This window comes from Erwinia sp. AC075 (genome assembly GCF_979253995.1).
In genome coordinates, this window is record NZ_CEEDEU010000001.1 from 5,012,490 (window position 1) to 5,032,471 (window position 19,982).

A 19,982-nucleotide genomic window follows, 5' to 3' on the forward strand; every position below is an offset into this window, starting at 1 on the left:
CCGGTCATTATTGTGGCGATAAATCCATGCCAAACCATTTGACGATCAGCGCCTTCATCGTGCCGTCTTTCACCATTGAATCGATAGCGGTGTTCAGTTTCGCCTGCAGTTCCGTGTCGTCTTTACGCATGCCGATCGCCGAACCCGATCCCAGTACGCCATTCTGGAAGGTGTATCCGGTCAGTGCGCCATTGCCGTTTGAACGCTTCACGTAGGCCGTCAGGTTAGGAACCGCCGCCATCACCATATCCACGCGGCCGGCATCGAGGTCGAAGAAGGTATCTTTGCCGCCAGGATAGGTGCGGATCGTGGCGATATCACCAAAGTATTTTTTCAGGAAGTCAGCCTGAATGGTGGCAACCTGCACGCCAATCGTTTTGCCTTTCACCAGCTTAGCGATGCTGTCGATGGCCGGTTTGCTGGCGGCATCATCGGTCAGTGAAATGCGGGTGCCGGTGCCGGGCAGGTTGGGGATGCTGCTGTCTTTGGTGGTGACAAAGCCCGAGCCGCCGTTGATGTACGGGCTGGTGAAGTTAATGGTTTCCTGACGCTTAGGGGTGATCGACACCGCATCGACGATCGCATCATATTTACCGTCCAGCAGGCCTGGGATCATGCCGCCCCAGCTCTGGGCGACGATTTTGTAGTTAAAGCCCGCGCGCTTAGCGATCTCTTTGATCATGTCGGGTTCGAAGCCGACAATTTCACCCGATGGCGTGGTCTGGTTGTACGGAGGGAAGGCGCCTTCGGTGGCGAAGGTCAGCGACGAGAGGTCTCTCGCCTGTAACTGTGGCAGAACCAGCAGGCCCAATGCGGCAATGGCACCGGTAAGGAAACGTTTGCGTGTCAGAATCATGTGCTACCCCTGAGAAAGTGAAAAACGGATTAAGAGAGAATATCCAGCGTTAAACGCGTCAGCGCGATGGCACCGACGCTGATGCAGCCTTCGTCTGGCTGATAGTCTGAGTTATGAACATGGTCGTTACGGCCAGGCTGAGCCGACCCAATATGGATCTGACAGGCCGGAACCCGGTCGGAAAAGTAGGAGAAGTCTTCCGCGCCGAAGCTTCTGCCTTGCTGCACTTCAGGCTGCTGCTTAAACTGGCGGGTGATGCTTTGCTCGGCGAGGTCGACCATCCGGTCGTCATTGAGCAGTGGCGGAACGCCACGCTGATAGTTGATCTCCACCTGGACGTTCATCGACAGCGCCACACCGGCACACACGCGGCGGAAGGCGGCTTCAACATGATCGCGTGAGGCGGCCGAGCGCGCCCGAACCGTGCCCCGAAACAGGCAGGAATCCGGAATAATATTGTGGATGGCGCCGCCTTCAATGTGCCCCACGGTCAATACCGCTGACTGGGCTGGATCCATCTCGCGGGAGATGATGGTCTGCAGTTGGGTAATCAAATACGCGGTGGCAACAATCGGGTCCGCAGCGGCATGAGGACGGGCGGCGTGACCGGAGATGCCGATCACCTGCACGTCGAACTCATCGCAGGACGCGGTACTGGCGCCACGGGTCAGCATAATATTACCTACCGCCAGTTCCGGGCGGTTATGGAAGGTGATCGCCATGTCCTGGCCATCGGCGGCTCCGTCGGCAATCATCGCCGCGGCACCGCTTTCGGTGGTTTCTTCCGCCGGCTGGAAGATCAGGCGCACCGACCCTTTCAGCAACGGCTGCAGCTCTTTCAGCGTGGCCGCCACGCCCAGCAGGGTTGCCGTGTGCAGGTCATGACCGCAGGCGTGCATTTTGCCCGGCCAGACGCTGGCAAACGGCAATCCGGTTTTCTCTTCGATAGGCAGGGCATCCATATCGGCACGCAGCAACAGACTTGGGCCTGACTCTGCACCGTGAATATCCAGCATGACGCCGGTTTTTCCCACGCCGGTCTGCGGCTCAAAGCCTAATTTCTGCAGCTCCTGGGCGATCACGTCTGCCGTACGATGGGTATCAAAACCCAGCTCCGGATGCGCATGAATATCGCGGCGCAGCGCAATCAGGTGGGGCGCCAACCCTTTCACCATTCCGGCAATTTTTTCATCAAGGCCCTCAGGCTGAGATGCGTTCATTCATAACCTCACAGTGGGAAAAATCGCTGGTCAAAAGATAGACAATTGATTGTCGACAATCGATAATGGCCAAAAAATCAACAGGAAACAAGCCGCTATGCGTAAAAATGCCACCTTGCTGGCTGGACTCGGCCATTACACCTGCCCGCAAAGCGGTGGGCTTGTGCCGCCTGTTCAGAGCAGCGTTACCTCGGTTATCGATGGCAGTGAAGGCGCACTGGGCTATGCCCGTAGCGGAAATTCGTCGGTATTACTGGCTGAATCGCTACTCAATACCCTCGAAAACGGTCAGGGTTGTGCCTTCTTCAACGCCGGGGCGTCTGCAGCCTGGGCCGTGCTTTCTACCCTTACACCGGGTGACGGCGTGATCCTCGAAGCGGATTGCTATTACGAGTTTCGTACCATCATCAGCCGCTACTGCCAGCGGCAGGGGATCGCCTTAACGCTGGTGGACCTTTGTAACCTGGAAGCGGTCGGGCAGGCAACGCGTCAGGGTCATACGAATTTGATCTGGGCCGAGCTGCCCACCAATCCCTTATGGAAAATTGCCGATATCGCGGCGCTGGCGAAGGTGGCTCATCGGGTGGGGGCGAGGCTGGTGGTGGATGCCACCGTGGCCACGCCGTTATGGCTCAACGCGCTGACGCTGGGGGCGGACGTGGTGCTGCATTCGGCGACCAAATACCTGAATGGCCACGGCGATTTAACGGCTGGCGCGCTGGTGACCGCCAGGCCGGACGCGTGGTGGCAGGAGATTATCGCTTACCGCACCGCATCCGGTTCGGTGTTGCCGGCAATGGAAGCCTGGCTGCTGTTACGCGGCATGCGCACGCTGGCGCTTCGGGTGGAAAGGGCCTCTGAGAATGCGTTGAAGATTGCGCGCTGGCTGGCACAGCAGCCTGGCGTCTCCGGGGTGCACTATCCCGGGCTGGAACAGAATCCCCATTTTGCCCGCGCTGAGGCCCAGTTCTCTGGCGGCTTTGGCGCAATGCTCTCTTTCCAGCTCAGCGCCGGTGCAAAAGCCGCGGCCGCGTTTTGTCGTCGCACCCGCGTCTTCCGTCATTCAACATCATTAGGGTCGACAGAAAGCCTGATTGAACACCGTCGCAGTACGGAAGGCGAAGGATCTCGTTGTCCTGACGATCTGCTGCGCCTGTCGGTGGGCATTGAAGACTGCGCGGATCTGCTTGCCGATCTTGCCCAGGCGTTAGATGCTACAGTTAATGCGTAGGGTTGACCGTTATAATGAGGAACACATGAAAGACTGGAATCCCGATCTTTACCGTCAGTTCGAAGCTGAACGGACGCGTCCTGCCACCGAATTACTCTCCCGCATTCCCCTCCGACATGTCAGCCGTGCCACCGATCTGGGGTGCGGACCGGGCAACAGTACCGAGCTGCTCTGTCAGGCCTGGCCAGAAGCCCGCGTGACGGGGCTGGACAGCTCGCAGGCGATGCTGGAGCAGGCGCTGAAACGACTGCCTGATTGCCATTTCGTGCAGACCGATATCCGTCACTGGCAGGCTGACGTGCCGCAGGAGGTGATTTACGCCAACGCTTCTTTGCAGTGGCTGACCGATCATCAGCAGTTATTCCCCCATTTGGTGGCGCAGCTGGCTTCCGGTGGCGTGCTGGCAATCCAGATGCCTGATAACCTCGACCAGCCGACGCACAGCCTGATGCGCAAAGTAGCGGAAGACCGACGGTGGGCAGAGAAAATTGGCCCGGGTGCCGCCGACCGCAAGAAACTGCTCAGCACCGAAGCGTATTACGATTTGCTGAGTGCGGCGGGCTGCAAGGTCGATATCTGGCGCACCACTTATTACCATGTGATGCCGTCGCATCAGGCGATGGTGGACTGGCTGAAGGCGACCGGCTTGCGGCCGTTTCTGACCCCACTGAGTGAACCGGATCAAGAGGCTTTCCTCGCGGAATATTTGCGTGAGCTGGCCGGTGCTTATTCGGTCCGTCAGGATGGCAATGTGCTGATGCCTTTCCCTCGGCTGTTTATGGTGGCCCGAAAAGGGTGAGCCTGCGTTTTTACTGGAAGACGGCGCGCAAATACGGCGTTTGCGGCCTCTTTTAACGAGAAAAAATGCTAGGCTTGCGGTTCTGTTAGTGAGGGAAAAGAGGAGTCGGGATGACGGACACAGAATTAATGCAGCTGAGTAAGGACATCGGGCAGCGGCTGTTACAACGCAAGGCGACGGTGACGGCGGCGGAGTCCTGCACCGGCGGCTGGATCGCCAAAGTGCTGACCGATATCGCCGGCAGTTCGCAATGGTTTGAGCGCGGCTTCGTGACCTACAGTAATGAGGCGAAAGCGGATTTAGTTGGCGTGACTGCCGCCTCGCTGGCGCGTTTTGGTGCCGTCAGCGAACCGGTGGTGCGGGAAATGGCCGAAGGCGCGCGGCAGCAGGCGCGGGCGAATTTTGCACTATCTGTCAGTGGGATAGCCGGCCCGGATGGCGGTTCGGCAGAAAAACCCGTGGGCACGGTCTGGTTCGGTTTTGCCGCCGAAGGCAAAGAGACGCTGGCCCAACGCCAGGTTTTCTCCGGTGACCGTGAAGCGGTTCGCCGTCAGGCCACCGCCTGGGCGCTCCAGACCCTGCGCGATCATTTTCTCGAAAATTAAACTTGATACTGTATGACCATACAGTATAATCAGCCCCATATTGAGTATATGCAAAGCCGCGTGTGCGTGTGCTTTACCCCGCATGATTAGGAGCGAAAATGGCTATCGACGAAAACAAGCAAAAAGCACTGGCAGCAGCGCTGGGCCAGATTGAAAAGCAATTTGGTAAAGGCTCCATCATGCGCTTGGGTGAAGACCGTACCATGGACGTGGAAACCATTTCGACCGGTTCCCTGTCACTGGATATCGCACTGGGTGCGGGCGGCCTGCCAATGGGGCGTATCGTTGAAATCTATGGCCCTGAGTCTTCCGGTAAAACCACGCTGACCCTGCAGGTAATTGCTTCTGCACAGCGTAAAGGTAAAACCTGTGCGTTTATCGATGCAGAGCATGCCCTTGACCCGGTCTATGCCAAAAAGCTTGGCGTGGATATCGATAACCTGCTGTGTTCTCAGCCGGACACCGGTGAGCAGGCGCTGGAAATCTGTGACGCGTTGGCCCGCTCAGGTGCGGTAGACGTGATCATCGTTGACTCCGTGGCTGCACTGACGCCGAAAGCAGAAATTGAAGGTGAAATTGGTGACTCTCATATGGGCCTTGCGGCACGTATGATGAGCCAGGCAATGCGTAAGCTGGCCGGTAACCTGAAAAACTCTGGCACCCTGCTGATCTTCATCAACCAGATTCGTATGAAAATCGGTGTGATGTTCGGTAACCCGGAAACCACGACCGGTGGTAACGCGCTGAAGTTCTACGCTTCTGTCCGTCTGGATATCCGCCGTATTGGTGCGATTAAAGAAGGTGACGAAGTCGTCGGCAGCGAAACCCGCGTGAAGGTGGTGAAGAACAAAATTGCTGCGCCATTCAAGCAGGCTGAGTTCCAGATCATGTATGGTGAAGGCATCAACATTTACGGTGAGCTGGTAGACCTGGGCGTGAAGCACAAGCTGATTGAAAAAGCCGGTGCCTGGTACAGCTACAACGGCGATAAGATTGGTCAGGGTAAAGCGAACTCAGGCAACTTCCTGAAAGAGAACCCGGCTATCGCCAACGAAATTGAAGCTAAACTGCGTGCTACGCTGCTGACCAACCCGGACACCAAGCCTGATTTTGTGGCAACGGCGGCCGAGCTGGATGAAACCAGCGAAACCAACGAAAACTTCTGATTTCGTTCCTGACAGCCTGCGCTGTCAGCATGTGAAAAAAGGAACGGGATTAAATCCGTTCCTTTTTTTGTTTCTTGCTTTCAACCTCGCTACCCTTACCGTGTGATCCCCCTTTAAACCTGAAAAAACGTGGAGCAAGATGTCTGACGCCACTGAACGTAGCCAGTTCGCTCGCCTGCTGGATCGGGCAATGCGCATTCTTGCCATGCGCGATCACAGCGAAGTTGAGTTTCGCCGCAAGCTGGCGTTGTCAGCAGAACGCGCCGCGATGTATGCCAAAAACAAGTCTCAGGAACCGGAGACCATCACGCCGGAGCAAATCGACCGCGTGGTGGCCTGGTGCTATGAAAACCGCTATCTGGATGATGCCCATTTTGCCGAGCGTTTTGTCGCCAGCCGCAGCCGAAAAGGCTATGGCCCACAGCGTATTCGGATGGAGATGGGGCAGAAGGGGATAGACAAGGCGCTGACGGATGAGGTGCTGGCCAATAGCGAAATTGACTGGGCGCGCCAGGCATTTGAAGTCGCTGAACGCAAATTTGGCTTACCGCTGCCTACCGACTGGAAGGAGAAAGCTAAAGTCCAGCGCTATCTGATGACCAAAGGCTTCTTTTCCGACGATATTCGCGCCATTTTCTCAAATTTTGACGAATGACCGACGATGGGATTTTACTTCCCCCCGAAGAAAATTTATCTTATTCACCACTTTTTGTTCGTGAGTTGCCAGCGAAGACTAACGCTTTCTGGCGAGGTAAGACTCACGAAACAGTCTTTAGCGTGATTCAGGGACAATTATGAGCAAGAGCACTGCGGAGATTCGCCAGGCGTTTCTCGACTTTTTCCAAAGCAAGGGACATCAGGTTGTAGCCAGTAGCTCCCTCGTCCCAAACAACGATCCGACGTTGTTGTTCACTAACGCCGGGATGAACCAGTTTAAAGATGTTTTCCTCGGTCAGGATAAGCGCAACTATTCCCGCGCCACCACCTCTCAGCGCTGCGTGCGCGCGGGTGGCAAGCATAACGACCTGGAAAACGTGGGCTATACCGCCCGTCACCACACTTTCTTTGAAATGCTGGGTAACTTCAGCTTCGGCGACTATTTCAAGCGCGAGGCCATTGGCTTTGCGTGGGAACTGTTGACCGGCGCGCAGTGGTTTAACCTGCCGAAAGAGAAACTGTGGGTCACCGTTTACGAGACCGATGACGAAGCCTTCGACATCTGGGAAAAAGAAGTGGGCGTGCCGCGTGAGCGCATTATCCGCATCGGTGACAATAAGGGCGGCGCGTATGCCTCCGATAACTTCTGGCAGATGGGCGATACCGGTCCTTGCGGCCCGTGCTCCGAGATCTTCTTCGACCATGGCGATCACATCTGGGGTGGCCCTCCGGGTAGCCCGGAAGAAGATGGCGATCGCTTTATCGAGATCTGGAACATCGTCTTTATGCAGTTCAACCGTCAGCCAGACGGAACCATGCTGCCGTTGCCTAAGCCATCTGTCGATACCGGCATGGGCCTGGAGCGTATTACTGCCGTTCTGCAGCACGTTAATTCTAACTACGAGATCGACCTGTTCGCCAGGCTGATCGCGTCGGTTGCTGAGGTGACGGGCGCCACGGATTTGACCAGCAAATCCCTGCGCGTGATTGCCGATCATATTCGTTCTTGTGCCTTCCTGATTGCTGATGGGGTTATCCCTTCGAATGAGAACCGTGGCTACGTGCTGCGCCGCATCATTCGTCGTGCTGTCCGTCATGGCAACATGCTGGGCGCGCAGGGCAGCTTCTTCTGGAAACTCGTTGGGCCGTTGATTTCTGTGATGGGTTCCGCGGGCGAAGAGCTGGCAAGCCAGCAGTCTCAGGTTGAGCAGATCCTGAAAACAGAAGAAGAGCAGTTTGCTAAAACGCTGGAGCGTGGTCTGGCGCTGCTGGATGAAGAGTTGGAGAAGTTGCAGGGCGATACGCTGGATGGCGAAACCGTCTTCCGTCTGTATGACACCTTCGGCTTCCCGGCTGACCTTACGGCTGACGTCTGCCGTGAAAGAAATCTGAAGATTGATGAGGCTGGCTTCGAGAAAGCCATGGAGCAGCAGCGTCAACGTGCGCGTGAGGCCAGTGGCTTCGGCGCTGATTACAGCAAAGTGATCCAGATTGATGCCGCGTCTGCCTTCAAAGGCTACGAGCAGCTTGAACTGAACTCCACCGTGACCGCTATTTTTGTCGACGGCAAACCGGCGACAGAGATCGTGGCAGGTCAGGAAGGGGTGATTGTGCTGGATGAGACGCCATTCTATGGCGAATCGGGTGGCCAGGTTGGCGATACCGGCGAGCTGAAAGGCGATGCAGCCACCTTTACCGTTAACGACACGCAGAAATACGGTCAGGCGATTGGTCATACTGGCACGCTGGCCGCCGGGCAAATCCGCATTGGCGATCGTCTGTCCGCGCAGGTTGACCAGGCACGTCGTGACCGCATTCGTCTGAATCACTCTGCTACGCACCTGTTACATGCTGCATTACGTCAGGTTCTGGGTCATCATGTGGCGCAGAAAGGCTCTCTGGTTAACGACAAATACCTGCGTTTTGACTTCTCGCATTTTGAAGCGATGAAGCCAGAAGAAATTCGCCAGGTTGAAGAGATTGTTAATGCCCAGGTTCGTCGCAATCTGGCCATTGAAACCAATATCATGGAGCTGGAAGCCGCCAAATCCCATGGTGCGATGGCGCTGTTCGGTGAGAAGTATGACGATCACGTGCGTGTGCTGAGCATGGGTGACTTCTCCACGGAACTTTGTGGCGGTACCCACGCCAGCCGTACCGGTGATATCGGCCTGTTCCGTATTCTGTCTGAGTCGGGTACGGCAGCCGGCGTGCGTCGTATTGAGGCAGTAACCGGTGAAGGCGCGTTGGGCCTGATGTATGCCCAGAGCGAGCAGTTGCAGGAGATTGCCCATCTGATTAAAGCCAACAACAGCAACCTGAACGAAAAGGTACGTGCGATGATTGATCACGTACGCGGCCTGGAAAGGGAGCTGCAGCAGCTTAAGGATCAGCAGGCGGCGCAGGAGAGTGCGTCCCTGAGCAGTAAAGCGATTGAAATTAAAGGCACCAGGTTGCTGGTCAGTGAATTGAGCAACGTTGAGCCGAAGATGCTGCGTACGATGGTCGACGAGCTGAAAAATCAGCTCAAGTCAGCGATCATCGTGCTGGCGACCGTGGCGGATGGGAAAGTCTCCCTGATTGCCGGGGTAACGAAAGATCTGACCGATCGGGTTAAAGCCGGCGAACTGGTGGGCGAACTGGCTCAGCAGGTTGGCGGTAAAGGTGGTGGTCGTCCTGATATGGCTCAGGCGGGTGGCACCGATGCTCAGGCGCTGCCTGCGGCGCTGGCAGGCGTTGAGTCGTGGGTCGCTGCAAAGCTGTAACAAAATAAAAAATGCGCGCAGAAGGCGCTGTGGAGTCACTCCATGGCGCTTACTGATGGGTGCACTCTTAAAAAACACAAAGTCAGGTTAGCGAAGGGTATTTCGGCTAAACTAAGTATCAGCAGAATGTATTGGTATGATGGTGCACTTGTGGTGTATTTGTCATAGTCTATATTTAGCGTTATACGATGGATAATGCCGGGCGACAGTTAACCCGACTCTTTTAATCTTTCAAGGAGCAAAGAATGCTTATTCTAACTCGTCGAGTTGGTGAAACCCTCATGATTGGCGATGAGGTGACTGTAACGGTGCTGGGTGTGAAAGGGAACCAGGTTCGCATCGGTGTGAACGCCCCTAAAGAAGTGTCTGTCCATCGCGAAGAGATCTATCAGCGTATTCAGGCCGAAAAAACTCAGCAAACGAGTTACTAACGGATCCGGCGTCTCGCTACGCTTAGCGAGGCGCTACCGGTTTTCTTCCTCATCCCTGCCATTCTTCTGTCTTAAATCCCCCGTTCCGCTTTCTCTGTTGCCCTGAACTTTTCACTGTTTCTGCCTCAATACCGCTTTTGATTGCCCTGTATTGGCTGTCGTGGCCCAAAATCTTCCCTCAATCGTATTTTCTTGCGCTGAGCTTATTGCATTATCGCCGGGGTATTATTGTTGATATTTCAATCTTTTTGTCGCCAAAACACCCGTATTGCCTGCGAATTGTGCAATCAAACACGTAGGGGGAAAAATTGTTTGACTTATAAGTCCGCCAAAGTAATATGTGCGCCACGCAGTGCCGATGAGCAGTTATCAAGTTCTGAAGCACAACTCGCAAGAGTGCGTACTGGTGAGGTGGCCGAGAGGCTGAAGGCGCTCCCCTGCTAAGGGAGTATGCGGTCAAAAGCTGCATCCGGGGTTCGAATCCCCGCCTCACCGCCATTTGCATCCATAGCTCAGCTGGATAGAGTACTCGGCTACGAACCGAGCGGTCGGAGGTTCGAATCCTCCTGGATGCACCATTTTACAAGAGAGTTTGAACGAAACTTTTTTGTGTGTAGTACGATACTTGTTAGCAGCTTGTATCACGGTGAGTCGTTAGCACCCTGCGTTATACCAGAATATGTCATGCATCCATAGCTCAGCTGGATAGAGTACTCGGCTACGAACCGAGCGGTCGGAGGTTCGAATCCTCCTGGATGCACCATTTCTGAGAAGTGAAAGCGTTCCTTCGAATGGCAATTAGTTTCTTCTGTATCACCTCAGGTTTGTCGCGTTATCTCCCCTTAGTTTTTCCGATGCATCCATAGCTCAGCTGGATAGAGTACTCGGCTACGAACCGAGCGGTCGGAGGTTCGAATCCTCCTGGATGCACCATATTTTGCAATTCTGGCAGCACCAGAATACAGATTTTACGGTCTTTGTGGTCGACTGAGTTGTCTCTCTCAACAATTCAGCCAGCGCACTTGACGGTATCATCGCATTACCCCTCAGCATTACCGCATTTCCCAATGCATCCATAGCTCAGCTGGATAGAGTACTCGGCTACGAACCGAGCGGTCGGAGGTTCGAATCCTCCTGGATGCACCATATTTTGCAATTTTGGCAGCATCGCTGTTCTGGCAAATTAGCGTGTAGCTGAAGCCAGCACAAAGGATGATTACCGTCCCGCACAACATCTCCTCTTCACAACAATTCACCACCCTCATAATATTAACCCTCTGATTACCCTGTAAAAAACATGTCTACTCCTGTTTAGAACCCTCTGAGCTTATTCTCACGCCAAATTCTGATAATGAAAATCCCTATGTAAATCAAGGCATTTGCGGATCCATGCCAACAGCGACAAGTGCACCGCTTTACGCTAAAGTAATTGTTCACTTGATCAAGGATGGAGAGAGCAGAATGTACGACAGTTATGCAGGGTTGATATTCGATATGGATGGCACCATTTTGGACACGGAGCCAACGCATCGTAAGGCCTGGCATGACGTTCTGGCACGTCATGGCTTGCACTTTGATGAACGCTCGGTGATTGGCCTGAATGGCTCACCGACCTGGCGTATTGCTGAAGTGATCATCGCCAGTCATCAAAGTACGCTGGACCCTTTTAAGCTGGCGGAAGAAAAAACCGTGGCGCTAAAAGAGATGCTCTTTGATACCGTGCGTCCACTGCCGCTGATTGAGGTGGTGAAAGCCTATAAAGGGCGTCGTCCAATGGCGGTAGGGACCGGTAGCGAACATGCGATGGCAGAAGCCTTGCTGCAGCATCTGGGGCTACGTGAGTACTTCGATGTGATTGTGGGGGCCGATGACGTCACCCGCCACAAACCCGAGCCAGAAACCTTTGTGCGCTGCGCAGAGTTGATGAAGGTGGTTCCATCACGTTGCGTGGTGTTTGAAGACGCAGATTTCGGCATTCAGGCAGCTCAGGCCGCAGGAATGGACTACGTCGATGTACGTTTGCTGTGAGTGACTGGCTCGCTTACGGGTCGATGTTCGCCAGCAGCTTTCTCAGTGCAACCTTACTGCCCGGCAGTTCAGAAGTGTTACTGGCGGGCTTGCTGATAGCAGGAAAGGTTTCAGTGAGTGGCATTGTTGCAACCGCAGCACTTGGTAACACGCTAGGCGGTCTGACAAATATTATCATTGGTCGCTGGCTGCCGTTAAAACAGCAGGGGCGATGGCATAACACAGCAACGGCGTGGCTGCACCGTTTGGGGCCTGCTGCGCTGCTATTGAGTTGGTTGCCAGTGATTGGCGACCTGCTATGCGTTCTCGCTGGCTGGCTACGTTTTGCCTGGCTGCCGATGGTGTTTTTTCTCGCCGTGGGTAAGACCTTGCGTTACATAGCGTTGGCGTACGCAACACTACAGGGCATGGATTGGTGGCATTGATTCGCGAATAATCGGCGCTACGGTTAACATTATGCTTAACAATAATAAGTTTTTCTCCGAGCGGGAGGTCAATTTGATCCCGGACGTATCACAGGCGCTTTCCTGGCTGGAAGCTCATCCTGACGCATTAAAAGGTATTGGTCGCGGTATTGAACGCGAAACGCTGCGCGTCAGACCAGATGGTCATCTGGCGACCACCGGCCACCCAAAATCTCTTGGCTCGGCGTTAACGCACAAGTGGATCACCACGGATTTTGCGGAAACGCTGCTCGAATTCATTACGCCGGTAGAAGGCGATATCGACAAACTGTTGGCCTTTTTACGGGATATCCACCGTCATACCTCCCGCGATTTAGGCGAAGAGCGTATGTGGCCAATGAGCATGCCGTGCCTGATTGAAGACAGTCAGAATATCGAACTGGCTCAGTACGGCAGCTCCAACATCGGTAAGATGAAAACGCTCTACCGTGAAGGCTTAAAAAACCGCTACGGTTCGCTGATGCAGGTTATTTCCGGCGTCCATTACAACTTCTCGCTGCCGCTCTCTTTCTGGCAGGCATGGGGAGAAGGTAAGGATGAGAAGAGCGGGCAGGACGCGATCTCCGAAGGCTATCTGCGCCTGATCCGTAACTACTACCGTTTTGGCTGGGTCATTCCTTATCTGTTCGGCGCATCTCCGGCGATCTGCTCTTCGTTCCTGCAGGGAAAAGAGACTAAGTTGCCGTTCGAGAAAACGGAAAAGGGCATGCTGTATCTGCCTTATGCCACCTCATTACGTCTGAGCGACCTCGGTTATACCAACAAATCTCAGAACGGTCTGGGCATCACCTTCAATAATCTGCCCGATTATGTGAAGGCTCTGAAAGCGGCGATTAAAACGCCGTCGAAAGAGTATGGCGAGATGGGCATTAAGGACGAGCAGGGTAACTGGTTGCAGCTGAACACCAACGTGCTGCAGATTGAAAACGAGCTTTATGCGCCAATCCGTCCTAAACGCGTCACGCGTTCCGGCGAGAACCCGTCTGACGCGCTGCTGCGTGGTGGGATTGAGTATATCGAAGTCCGTTCACTGGATATCAACCCGTTCTCAGCCATTGGCGTCGATGAGAATCAGGTCCGCTTCCTGGATCTGTTCCTGATTTGGTGTACGCTGGCCGATGCGCCGGAGATGAGCAGTGACGAGCTGCTGTGCACCCGGACCAACTGGAACCGCGTGATCCTTGAAGGACGTAAGCCTGGCTTAATGTTGGGCATGGGTTGTGGTGAAGCGCAGCATCCGCTGGCAGAAGTGGGCAAAACGCTGTTCAAAGATCTGCGTCGCGTGGCTGAAACACTGGATAGCCAGCAGGGAAATCATTTGTATCAGGAAGTGTGTGACCGTCTGGTTGCTTCTTTCGACGATCCGGATTTGACCTATTCAGCACGTTTCCTGAATGCCCTGAAAGATAACGGCATTGACGGCACGGGGCTGGCCCTGGCGGAACAGTATCGCCATCAGCTGGCTGAAGAGTCGCTGGAAATTTTGACTGAGTCTGATTTTGAGCAGGAAGCTGTTCGCTCAAATGCGAGTCAGCAGGAAATCGAAGAAAGTGATACGCTTAACTTTGAAGACTTCTTAAAGAGTCGCAGTTAAGAAAAGAAAATGGCCACATTGCTGTGGCCAAAATAACATCTCTGTTGTCAGGGATGATGATAACAAAATTGCGCGTCTTTCATATATTCAGACCGGGCACGACAGAGAAAGTTTCACTGATTCGAAAATAAATTCATTAGTTGAGGTAACAATATGCCATTGCTGGATAGCTTTACTGTCGATCATACGATTATGGCGGCACCTGCGGTTCGTGTAGCTAAGACCATGAACACTCCTCATGGCGATACCATTACCGTTTTCGACCTGCGTTTCTGCAAGCCAAACAAAGAAGTGATGCCTGAGCGCGGGATCCACACGCTGGAGCACCTGTTTGCTGGCTTCATGCGTAACCACCTGAACGGTGATGGCGTGGAGATCATTGATATCTCCCCAATGGGTTGCCGTACCGGCTTCTACATGAGCCTGATTGGTACACCTGATGAGCAGCGTGTGGCAAAAGCCTGGAAAGGGGCAATGCAGGACGTGCTGAAAGTCACCGACCAGCGCAAAATCCCTGAACTGAACGAATATCAGTGCGGCACGTTTGAGATGCACTCTTTAGATGAAGCGCAGGATATTGCACGTCACATTATCGACAACGACATTCGCGTGAACCATAACGACGAACTGGCGCTGCCGAAAGACAAACTGCAGGAACTGCACATCTAGTTTGTCCGGGGCAAGTGAGTTTGCCCCAACGTCTTACCTTCTGAACAGGGCGGAAAATTTCCCGCCCTTTTTTACCGCCCGCCTTTTACGATCCGACTGACTCTTTCAACGATTTCTTGGGTATGATGCGTACCTGCTTAATCATATTCTCCTGAACATCAAGAATATCAATCGCATAGTTGCCCACTTTTACCCGGGTGTTAGGTAACGGAATATCCTGTATCTCTTCAAGGATCATGCCGTTCACCGTACGGGCTTCATCTTCTGGCAACGTCCAGTTAAAGGCTTTGTTTAGCTCACGGATGTTGGCACTGCCTTCAACCAGCACTGAGCCGTCATTCTGCGGTACCACTTCTTCCGCCAGAGTAGGGGACATCGAGGTGGTGAAGTCGCCGACAATCTCTTCAAGAATGTCTTCGATGGTCACCAGCCCTTTGATATCGCCATACTCATCCACCACCAGGCCAACCTTCTTCTTATTGCGCTGGAATTTAACCAGCTGCACGTTCAGCGGTGTGCCTTCAGGAACGTAATAAATTTCGTCCGCAGCGCGCAGCATGACTTCCTTGGTGAACTCTTTCTTCTCGGTCATCAGCCGATAGGCTTCGCGCACGCGCAGCATGCTGATGGTGTCATCAAGTGAGTCACGGTAGAGCACGATGCGGCCATGAGGAGAGTGGGTCAGCTGGCGAACAATCGATTTCCAGTCATCATTGATATTAATGCCGGCAATCTCATTGCGGGGCACCATGATGTCATCGACGTTCACTTTTTCCAGATCCAGCACTGACAGCAGCATGTCCTGATTGCGACGGGACATCAGTGAGCGCGACTCATGCACGATGGTACGCAGCTCGTCTTTGCTTAATGCACCGCTGATAGCCCCATCGCTTCTGATGCCCACCATGCTCATCAGCAGGCGCGTAATGGTGTTCAGCAACCACACCAGCGGCATCATCACGATCTGTAACGGGCCGAGCAGGAAGCTGCTGGGGAAAGCGACTTTTTCCGGATAGAGCGCAGCAATGGTTTTTGGCAGAACTTCAGAGAACACCAGTACTGCAAACGTCAGGATCCCGGTGGCGATGGCCACACCCGCATCGCCATATAGCCGCATGCCGACGATGGTGGCCAGCGCGGAAGCCAGAATGTTCACCAGGTTATTGCCAATCAGCACCAGGCTGATCAGGCGGTCAGGACGACGCAGCAGTTTTTCAACACGACGAGCGGCACGGTTGCCGTTTTTAGCCAGATGGCGAAGCTTATAGCGATTGAGGGTCATCATCCCCGTCTCGGAACCTGAGAAGTAGGCCGAGACAAAAATCATGATGACCAGAGTGATAATTAACGTGGTGGTTGAAACATGTTCCAACGAAGGAATTCCTTGTAGTGGAGGGTCATGAGGTCAGGAAGTGCTGCAACATCCGGCTACCGAAGTACGCCATGGTCAGCAGAAAAGCCCCGCCGCAGTTGAACCAGGCTACGCGGCGACCGCGCCAGCCTTCGTGATAATGACCCCAAAGCAAAACGATATAGACGAACCAGGCAAGAATCGACAGCACGGCTTTATCAACATTCTCGCGACTGAAAAGATCGTGCATGTAAAACAAGCCGGTGCAAAGCACCAGTGTCAGAAGCACCACGCCAACCTGAGTGATGTGGAACATCTTGCGCTCAATGGTCATCAACGGCGGGATATCACTGTTAAAGGCCAGCTTCTTGTTTTTCAGCAGATAGTCGATCCACGCCAGTTGTAAGGCATAGAGTGCGGCAATGATCAGCGTAGCATATGCAAACAGTGCCAGACCGATATGCACCATCATCCCCGGTGTGGTTTCGAGGTGGGTGATAAAGGCGTTGGGCACAAACGTGGCAAAGGCCAGGTTGATCAACGCAAAGCTGTACACAATCGGCAGCAGCATCCAGCCACGATTGCGTGAGGCGACGATGGTCATGATCGCGCAAATCAGCAAGCTGACCAGTGAGCCAATATTCAGCAGGCTAAGATTCTGGCCGCCGTCGATGGCAAAAATACGCTGTTCGAGCGCGACAGCGTGGCAAATCAGCGCGATTACAGCTGAGATTACCGCCAGGCGACGCCATCCACTTTGCTTGCGCAGCAGGCTGGGAATAATCAAAGCAAGGCTGAAGGAGTAGGCGAGTAGCGCCAGGATCGCAAAAACGGACATAGGTGTTGTCAGGTACCAGCCAGATGAGAAAAAAATCAGTATAGCGTCAGCGGCTGCTGGCTCCAAACGATCTCAACGCAGATGGCTGAGATCGCAGCGGCTTCATGTTATAATCCGTCCCATTGTGTCGCCTGGCGACCTCTCATTACGTTGAGCGAGAGACGATGTTTGATAATTTAACCGACAGATTGTCGCAATCCCTGCGCAATATCAGTGGCCGTGGACGGCTGACCGAAGACAACATTAAGGACACGCTGCGCGAAGTTCGCATGGCGTTACTTGAGGCGGACGTTGCGCTGCCGGTGGTGCGTGACTTTATCAACCGCGTAAAAGAGCGGGCGGTAGGTCAGGATGTAAATAAAAGCCTGACCCCAGGTCAGGAGTTCGTCAAGATCGTTCAGAGTGAACTGGTCGCGGCGATGGGCGCAGAAAATAACACGCTCAACCTGGCGGCGCAGCCTCCTGCCGTGGTGCTGATGGCTGGCCTGCAGGGTGCGGGTAAAACCACCAGTGTCGGTAAGCTGGGTAAATTCCTGCGCGAAAAGCACAAAAAGAAAGTGCTGGTCGTCTCTGCCGACGTTTATCGCCCGGCGGCGATCAAACAGTTGGAAACCCTGGCTGAACAGGTTGGTGTTGATTTCTGCCCATCCGATCTGAGCCAGAAGCCGGTTGATATCGTTAAGAATGCGTTACAGCAGGCTAAGCTGAAGTTCTACGACGTACTACTGGTGGATACCGCTGGTCGTTTACACGTAGACGAAGCGATGATGGACGAAATCAAACAGGTTCACGCCGCGATTAACCCGGTAGAAACCCTGTTTGTGGTCGATGCGATGACCGGCCAGGATGCCGCCAATACAGCGAAAGCGTTTAACGAAGCGCTGCCGTTGACCGGTGTGATCCTGACCAAGGTGGACGGTGATGCCCGTGGCGGTGCTGCCCTGTCTATCCGTCAAATCACCGGCAAACCGATTAAATTTATGGGTGTGGGTGAAAAAACCGACGCTCTGGAGCCGTTCTACCCGGAACGTATTGCTTCCCGTATCCTTGGAATGGGCGATGTGCTGTCGCTGATTGAAGATATCGAAAGCAAAGTTGACCGTGCTCAGGCTGAAAAGCTGGCCAGCAAGCTCAAGAAGGGTGACGGCTTCGATCTTAACGACTTCCTCGATCAGCTCAAGCAGATGCGCAACATGGGCGGCATGGCCAGCCTGATGGGCAAACTGCCGGGCATGGGGCAACTGCCTGATAACGTGAAGTCGCAGATGGACGATAAAGTGCTGGTGCGCATGGAATCGATGATCAACTCCATGACGCGTAAAGAGCGCGAAAAGCCGGAGATCATTAAAGGTTCCCGCAAGCGCCGCATTGCAACCGGTTCAGGTATGCAGGTGCAGGACGTTAACCGCTTATTGAAGCAGTTTGACGACATGCAGCGCATGATGAAGAAGATGAAAAAGGGCGGTATGGCGAAGATGATGCGCGGCATGAAAGGTATGATGCCGCCGGGCTTCCCGGGCCGCTAAATCAGCCGAAAAGACATGATGGCGAATTAGATTGCTTTTTGCGCCAAAATGAGTAAAATTTTCGGGCTTTTTATATTGCATTCGGGCCCCGTTCCCTCAATGGGGCCCGTGTGTTTTATTAACTCAAGAGGATGTTATGGTAACAATTCGTTTGGCACGTCACGGCGCTAAAAAGCGTCCGTTCTATCAGGTAGTCGTCACTGACAGCCGTAATGCTCGCAACGGTCGCTTCATCGAGCGCGTTGGTTTCTTCAACCCGATCGCATCTGGTCAGGCTGAAGCACTGCGTCTGGATCTGGACCGCATTGAGCACTGGGTTGGCCAGGGCGCTACTGTTTCTGACCGCGTTGGTGCGCTGGTCAAAGAAGCTAAGAAAGCAGCTTAATCTGTCACGGTGGTCAACATGAGCAAGCAACTCGCCGCGCGGTCTCCAGCTAACCCATTAATTCTGGGGAAGATGGGATCAGCCTACGGTATCCGTGGTTGGCTCAAAGTGTTTTCCTCCACCGAAGATGCCGAAAGCATTTTTGACTATCAGCCGTGGTTTATCCAACGTGCGGGTCAATGGCAGCTTGTCGAGCTGGAAGGCTGGAAGCGCCACAATCAGGACATGATCATCAAAGTCAAAGGCATTGACGATCGTGATACTGCCGGTCTGCTGACGAATTGCGAAATTGTCGTGGACTCAGAGCAGTTGCCGGAACTGGACGGCGGCGATTACTACTGGAAAGACCTTATAGGTTGCCAGGTAGTCACCACTGAAGGTTACGAGCTGGGTAAAGTCACTGAGTTGATGGAAACCGGTTCGAACGACGTTCTCGTCGTACAGGCAAACCTGAAGGATGCATTCGGTGCGAAGGAGCGGTTAATTCCGTTCCTTGATGGACAGGTTATCAAGAATGTCGATCTCACTACCGGCACCATTGAAGTAGATTGGGATCCTGGTTTTTGAGCTCCGGACAAGACGGTATGGTTCCCGCTTCATCGCTGTGGATTGGCGTTATCAGCCTGTTCCCAGAGATGTTCAGCGCGATTACCGATTACGGAGTAACTGGCCGGGCAGTAAAAAATGGCCTGCTCAGCATCCAGAGCTGGAGTCCTCGTGACTTCGCTCATGACCGGCACCGCACCGTGGACGAACGTCCATTCGGCGGCGGACCGGGGATGCTAATGATGGTTCAACCCTTACGGGATGCCATCCACGCAGCAAAAGCGGCGGCAGGAGAAGGCGCTAAGGTGATTTATCTTTCACCTCAGGGTCGCAAACTCGATCAAGATGGGGTTTGCGAGCTGGCGACCAACCAGAAACTGATTCTGGTATGTGGTCGTTATGAAGGGATTGATGAGCGCGTAATCAAAACCGAAATCGATGAAGAATGGTCGATTGGCGATTACGTACTCAGTGGTGGGGAGCTACCCGCAATGACGCTGATTGATTCAGTTGCCCGGTTTATTCCAGGCGTACTGGGTAAGCAGGCGTCAGCCGATGAAGATTCGTTCTCTAACGGTTTGCTGGATTGCCCACACTACACCCGACCTGAAGTGTTAGAAGGGATGGAGGTTCCGCCAGTTCTGCTGTCGGGCAACCATGCTGAAATTCGCCGTTGGCGCCTGAAACAGTCGTTGGGCCGTACCTGGCTAAGAAGACCTGAACTTCTGGAAAACCTGGCTCTGACTGAAGAGCAAGCAAAGTTGCTGAAGGAGTTCCAAAAGGAGCTTCGCTAAGCAACATAACGATGATGGGCATGCACGGCAATCGCCGCGCGCCTGAATATCAGTTTA

The 19,982-nt window shown here is 53.9% G+C and carries 19 protein-coding genes and 5 tRNA genes; 20 read left to right on the top strand and 4 right to left on the bottom strand.

Annotation, left to right across the window (positions count from 1 at the left end; all coding sequences use genetic code 11):
- Nucleotides 1-7: 7 nt before the first annotated feature.
- Both AC0IXH_RS23245 and AC0IXH_RS23250 read right to left on the bottom strand, forming a co-directional pair.
- A complete protein-coding gene (locus AC0IXH_RS23245; protein WP_134822609.1) occupies nt 8-856 on the bottom strand; it encodes a transporter substrate-binding domain-containing protein in 849 nt (282 codons plus the stop codon).
- A 29-nt stretch (nt 857-885) separates the two neighbouring features.
- Nucleotides 886-2,076: a M20 metallopeptidase family protein gene (locus AC0IXH_RS23250; protein ID WP_013203502.1), complete on the bottom strand. Its 1,191-nt coding sequence runs from the start codon at nt 2,074-2,076 to the stop codon at nt 886-888.
- 97 nt (nt 2,077-2,173) lie between these two features.
- Between AC0IXH_RS23250 and AC0IXH_RS23255 the strand changes: the two genes are divergently transcribed.
- From AC0IXH_RS23255 to luxS, 16 genes are all read left to right on the top strand, one after another.
- Entirely contained in the window at nt 2,174-3,307 is a 1,134-nt protein-coding gene (locus tag AC0IXH_RS23255; RefSeq protein WP_013203501.1) for a trans-sulfuration enzyme family protein, read from the top strand.
- 25 nt (nt 3,308-3,332) lie between these two features.
- Entirely contained in the window at nt 3,333-4,106 is a 774-nt protein-coding gene (gene tam, locus AC0IXH_RS23260; RefSeq protein WP_013203500.1) for a trans-aconitate 2-methyltransferase, read from the top strand.
- 110 nt (nt 4,107-4,216) lie between these two features.
- Entirely contained in the window at nt 4,217-4,711 is a 495-nt protein-coding gene (gene pncC / locus AC0IXH_RS23265; protein ID WP_206403676.1) for a nicotinamide-nucleotide amidase, read from the top strand.
- A gap of 98 nt (nt 4,712-4,809) precedes the next feature.
- Nucleotides 4,810-5,877 carry a recombinase RecA gene (gene recA / locus AC0IXH_RS23270; protein WP_013203498.1) on the top strand — a complete coding sequence of 356 codons (1,068 nt, stop codon included), beginning with the start codon at nt 4,810-4,812 and terminating at the stop codon, nt 5,875-5,877.
- Between the two features lie 139 nt (nt 5,878-6,016).
- Nucleotides 6,017-6,532, top strand: coding sequence for a regulatory protein RecX (locus AC0IXH_RS23275; RefSeq protein WP_013203497.1), 516 nt, complete (start codon nt 6,017-6,019; stop codon nt 6,530-6,532).
- Between the two features lie 139 nt (nt 6,533-6,671).
- On the top strand, nt 6,672-9,299 hold the full coding sequence (gene alaS / locus AC0IXH_RS23280) for an alanine--tRNA ligase (RefSeq protein ID WP_346567028.1): 2,628 nt from the start codon (nt 6,672-6,674) through the stop codon (nt 9,297-9,299).
- A gap of 245 nt (nt 9,300-9,544) precedes the next feature.
- On the top strand, nt 9,545-9,730 hold the full coding sequence (csrA, locus tag AC0IXH_RS23285; RefSeq protein WP_004155916.1) for a carbon storage regulator CsrA: 186 nt from the start codon (nt 9,545-9,547) through the stop codon (nt 9,728-9,730).
- A 405-nt stretch (nt 9,731-10,135) separates the two neighbouring features.
- Nucleotides 10,136-10,228 (top strand) — tRNA-Ser (locus tag AC0IXH_RS23290).
- Nucleotides 10,229-10,231: 3 nt separating this feature from the next.
- Nucleotides 10,232-10,308: transfer RNA gene (locus tag AC0IXH_RS23295), tRNA-Arg, on the top strand.
- Nucleotides 10,309-10,416: 108 nt separating this feature from the next.
- Nucleotides 10,417-10,493: transfer RNA gene (locus AC0IXH_RS23300), tRNA-Arg, on the top strand.
- A 93-nt stretch (nt 10,494-10,586) separates the two neighbouring features.
- Nucleotides 10,587-10,663: transfer RNA gene (locus AC0IXH_RS23305), tRNA-Arg, on the top strand.
- 136 nt (nt 10,664-10,799) lie between these two features.
- A tRNA-Arg gene (locus tag AC0IXH_RS23310) sits at nt 10,800-10,876 on the top strand.
- 315 nt (nt 10,877-11,191) lie between these two features.
- Complete coding sequence (gene yqaB / locus AC0IXH_RS23315) at nt 11,192-11,758, top strand: fructose-1-phosphate/6-phosphogluconate phosphatase (RefSeq protein WP_013203495.1); 567 nt, start codon at nt 11,192-11,194, stop codon at nt 11,756-11,758.
- Nucleotides 11,755-12,183 (top strand): YqaA family protein, encoded by a 429-nt coding sequence (locus tag AC0IXH_RS23320; RefSeq protein WP_041692106.1) that lies wholly within the window; start codon nt 11,755-11,757, stop codon nt 12,181-12,183. Before yqaB ends, AC0IXH_RS23320 begins: the two co-directional genes overlap by 4 nt.
- Before the next feature lie 31 nt (nt 12,184-12,214).
- Nucleotides 12,215-13,816 (top strand): glutamate--cysteine ligase, encoded by a 1,602-nt coding sequence (gene gshA, locus AC0IXH_RS23325; protein WP_041692105.1) that lies wholly within the window; start codon nt 12,215-12,217, stop codon nt 13,814-13,816.
- Nucleotides 13,817-13,969: 153 nt separating this feature from the next.
- Entirely contained in the window at nt 13,970-14,485 is a 516-nt protein-coding gene (gene luxS, locus AC0IXH_RS23330) for an S-ribosylhomocysteine lyase (RefSeq protein WP_013203492.1), read from the top strand.
- 85 nt (nt 14,486-14,570) lie between these two features.
- On the opposite strand, the gene AC0IXH_RS23335 is transcribed toward luxS, so the two are convergent.
- Together AC0IXH_RS23335 and AC0IXH_RS23340 are read right to left on the bottom strand one after the other, a co-directional pair.
- Nucleotides 14,571-15,857 carry an HlyC/CorC family transporter gene (locus AC0IXH_RS23335; RefSeq protein ID WP_041692104.1) on the bottom strand — a complete coding sequence of 429 codons (1,287 nt, stop codon included), beginning with the start codon at nt 15,855-15,857 and terminating at the stop codon, nt 14,571-14,573.
- A gap of 25 nt (nt 15,858-15,882) precedes the next feature.
- On the bottom strand, nt 15,883-16,674 hold the full coding sequence (locus AC0IXH_RS23340; protein WP_013203490.1) for a cytochrome C assembly family protein: 792 nt from the start codon (nt 16,672-16,674) through the stop codon (nt 15,883-15,885).
- 164 nt (nt 16,675-16,838) lie between these two features.
- Between AC0IXH_RS23340 and ffh the strand changes: the two genes are divergently transcribed.
- The 4 genes from ffh to trmD all read left to right on the top strand — a co-directional run bounded on the left by ffh (nt 16,839) and on the right by trmD (nt 19,925).
- Entirely contained in the window at nt 16,839-18,200 is a 1,362-nt protein-coding gene (ffh, locus tag AC0IXH_RS23345; RefSeq protein ID WP_013203489.1) for a signal recognition particle protein, read from the top strand.
- Between the two features lie 136 nt (nt 18,201-18,336).
- Entirely contained in the window at nt 18,337-18,585 is a 249-nt protein-coding gene (rpsP, locus tag AC0IXH_RS23350; protein WP_013203488.1) for a 30S ribosomal protein S16, read from the top strand.
- A gap of 18 nt (nt 18,586-18,603) precedes the next feature.
- A complete protein-coding gene (rimM, locus tag AC0IXH_RS23355; protein ID WP_041692103.1) occupies nt 18,604-19,152 on the top strand; it encodes a ribosome maturation factor RimM in 549 nt (182 codons plus the stop codon).
- Between the two features lie 17 nt (nt 19,153-19,169).
- Nucleotides 19,170-19,925: a tRNA (guanosine(37)-N1)-methyltransferase TrmD gene (trmD, locus tag AC0IXH_RS23360; protein ID WP_373421593.1), complete on the top strand. Its 756-nt coding sequence runs from the start codon at nt 19,170-19,172 to the stop codon at nt 19,923-19,925.
- The last annotated feature ends 57 nt before the right edge of the window (nt 19,926-19,982 follow it).

Excerpts from the sequence above, each read along its gene's own strand:
- AC0IXH_RS23340 (WP_013203490.1), bottom strand. The coding sequence starts at position 16,674 with ATGTCCGTTTTTGCGATCCTGGCGCTACTCGCCTACTCCTTCAGCCTT.
- AC0IXH_RS23275 (WP_013203497.1), top strand. The coding sequence starts at position 6,017 with ATGTCTGACGCCACTGAACGTAGCCAGTTCGCTCGCCTGCTGGATCGG.
- AC0IXH_RS23255 (WP_013203501.1), top strand. The coding sequence starts at position 2,174 with ATGCGTAAAAATGCCACCTTGCTGGCTGGACTCGGCCATTACACCTGC.
- AC0IXH_RS23245 (WP_134822609.1), bottom strand. The coding sequence starts at position 856 with ATGATTCTGACACGCAAACGTTTCCTTACCGGTGCCATTGCCGCATTG.
- gshA (WP_041692105.1), top strand. The coding sequence starts at position 12,215 with ATGCTTAACAATAATAAGTTTTTCTCCGAGCGGGAGGTCAATTTGATC.
- recA (WP_013203498.1), top strand. The coding sequence starts at position 4,810 with ATGGCTATCGACGAAAACAAGCAAAAAGCACTGGCAGCAGCGCTGGGC.
- pncC (WP_206403676.1), top strand. The coding sequence starts at position 4,217 with ATGACGGACACAGAATTAATGCAGCTGAGTAAGGACATCGGGCAGCGG.
- alaS (WP_346567028.1), top strand. The coding sequence starts at position 6,672 with ATGAGCAAGAGCACTGCGGAGATTCGCCAGGCGTTTCTCGACTTTTTC.
- tam (WP_013203500.1), top strand. The coding sequence starts at position 3,333 with ATGAAAGACTGGAATCCCGATCTTTACCGTCAGTTCGAAGCTGAACGG.
- ffh (WP_013203489.1), top strand. The coding sequence starts at position 16,839 with ATGTTTGATAATTTAACCGACAGATTGTCGCAATCCCTGCGCAATATC.
- csrA (WP_004155916.1), top strand. The coding sequence starts at position 9,545 with ATGCTTATTCTAACTCGTCGAGTTGGTGAAACCCTCATGATTGGCGAT.
- trmD (WP_373421593.1), top strand. The coding sequence starts at position 19,170 with ATGGTTCCCGCTTCATCGCTGTGGATTGGCGTTATCAGCCTGTTCCCA.
- AC0IXH_RS23250 (WP_013203502.1), bottom strand. The coding sequence starts at position 2,076 with ATGAACGCATCTCAGCCTGAGGGCCTTGATGAAAAAATTGCCGGAATG.
- yqaB (WP_013203495.1), top strand. The coding sequence starts at position 11,192 with ATGTACGACAGTTATGCAGGGTTGATATTCGATATGGATGGCACCATT.
- rpsP (WP_013203488.1), top strand. The coding sequence starts at position 18,337 with ATGGTAACAATTCGTTTGGCACGTCACGGCGCTAAAAAGCGTCCGTTC.
- rimM (WP_041692103.1), top strand. The coding sequence starts at position 18,604 with ATGAGCAAGCAACTCGCCGCGCGGTCTCCAGCTAACCCATTAATTCTG.
- luxS (WP_013203492.1), top strand. The coding sequence starts at position 13,970 with ATGCCATTGCTGGATAGCTTTACTGTCGATCATACGATTATGGCGGCA.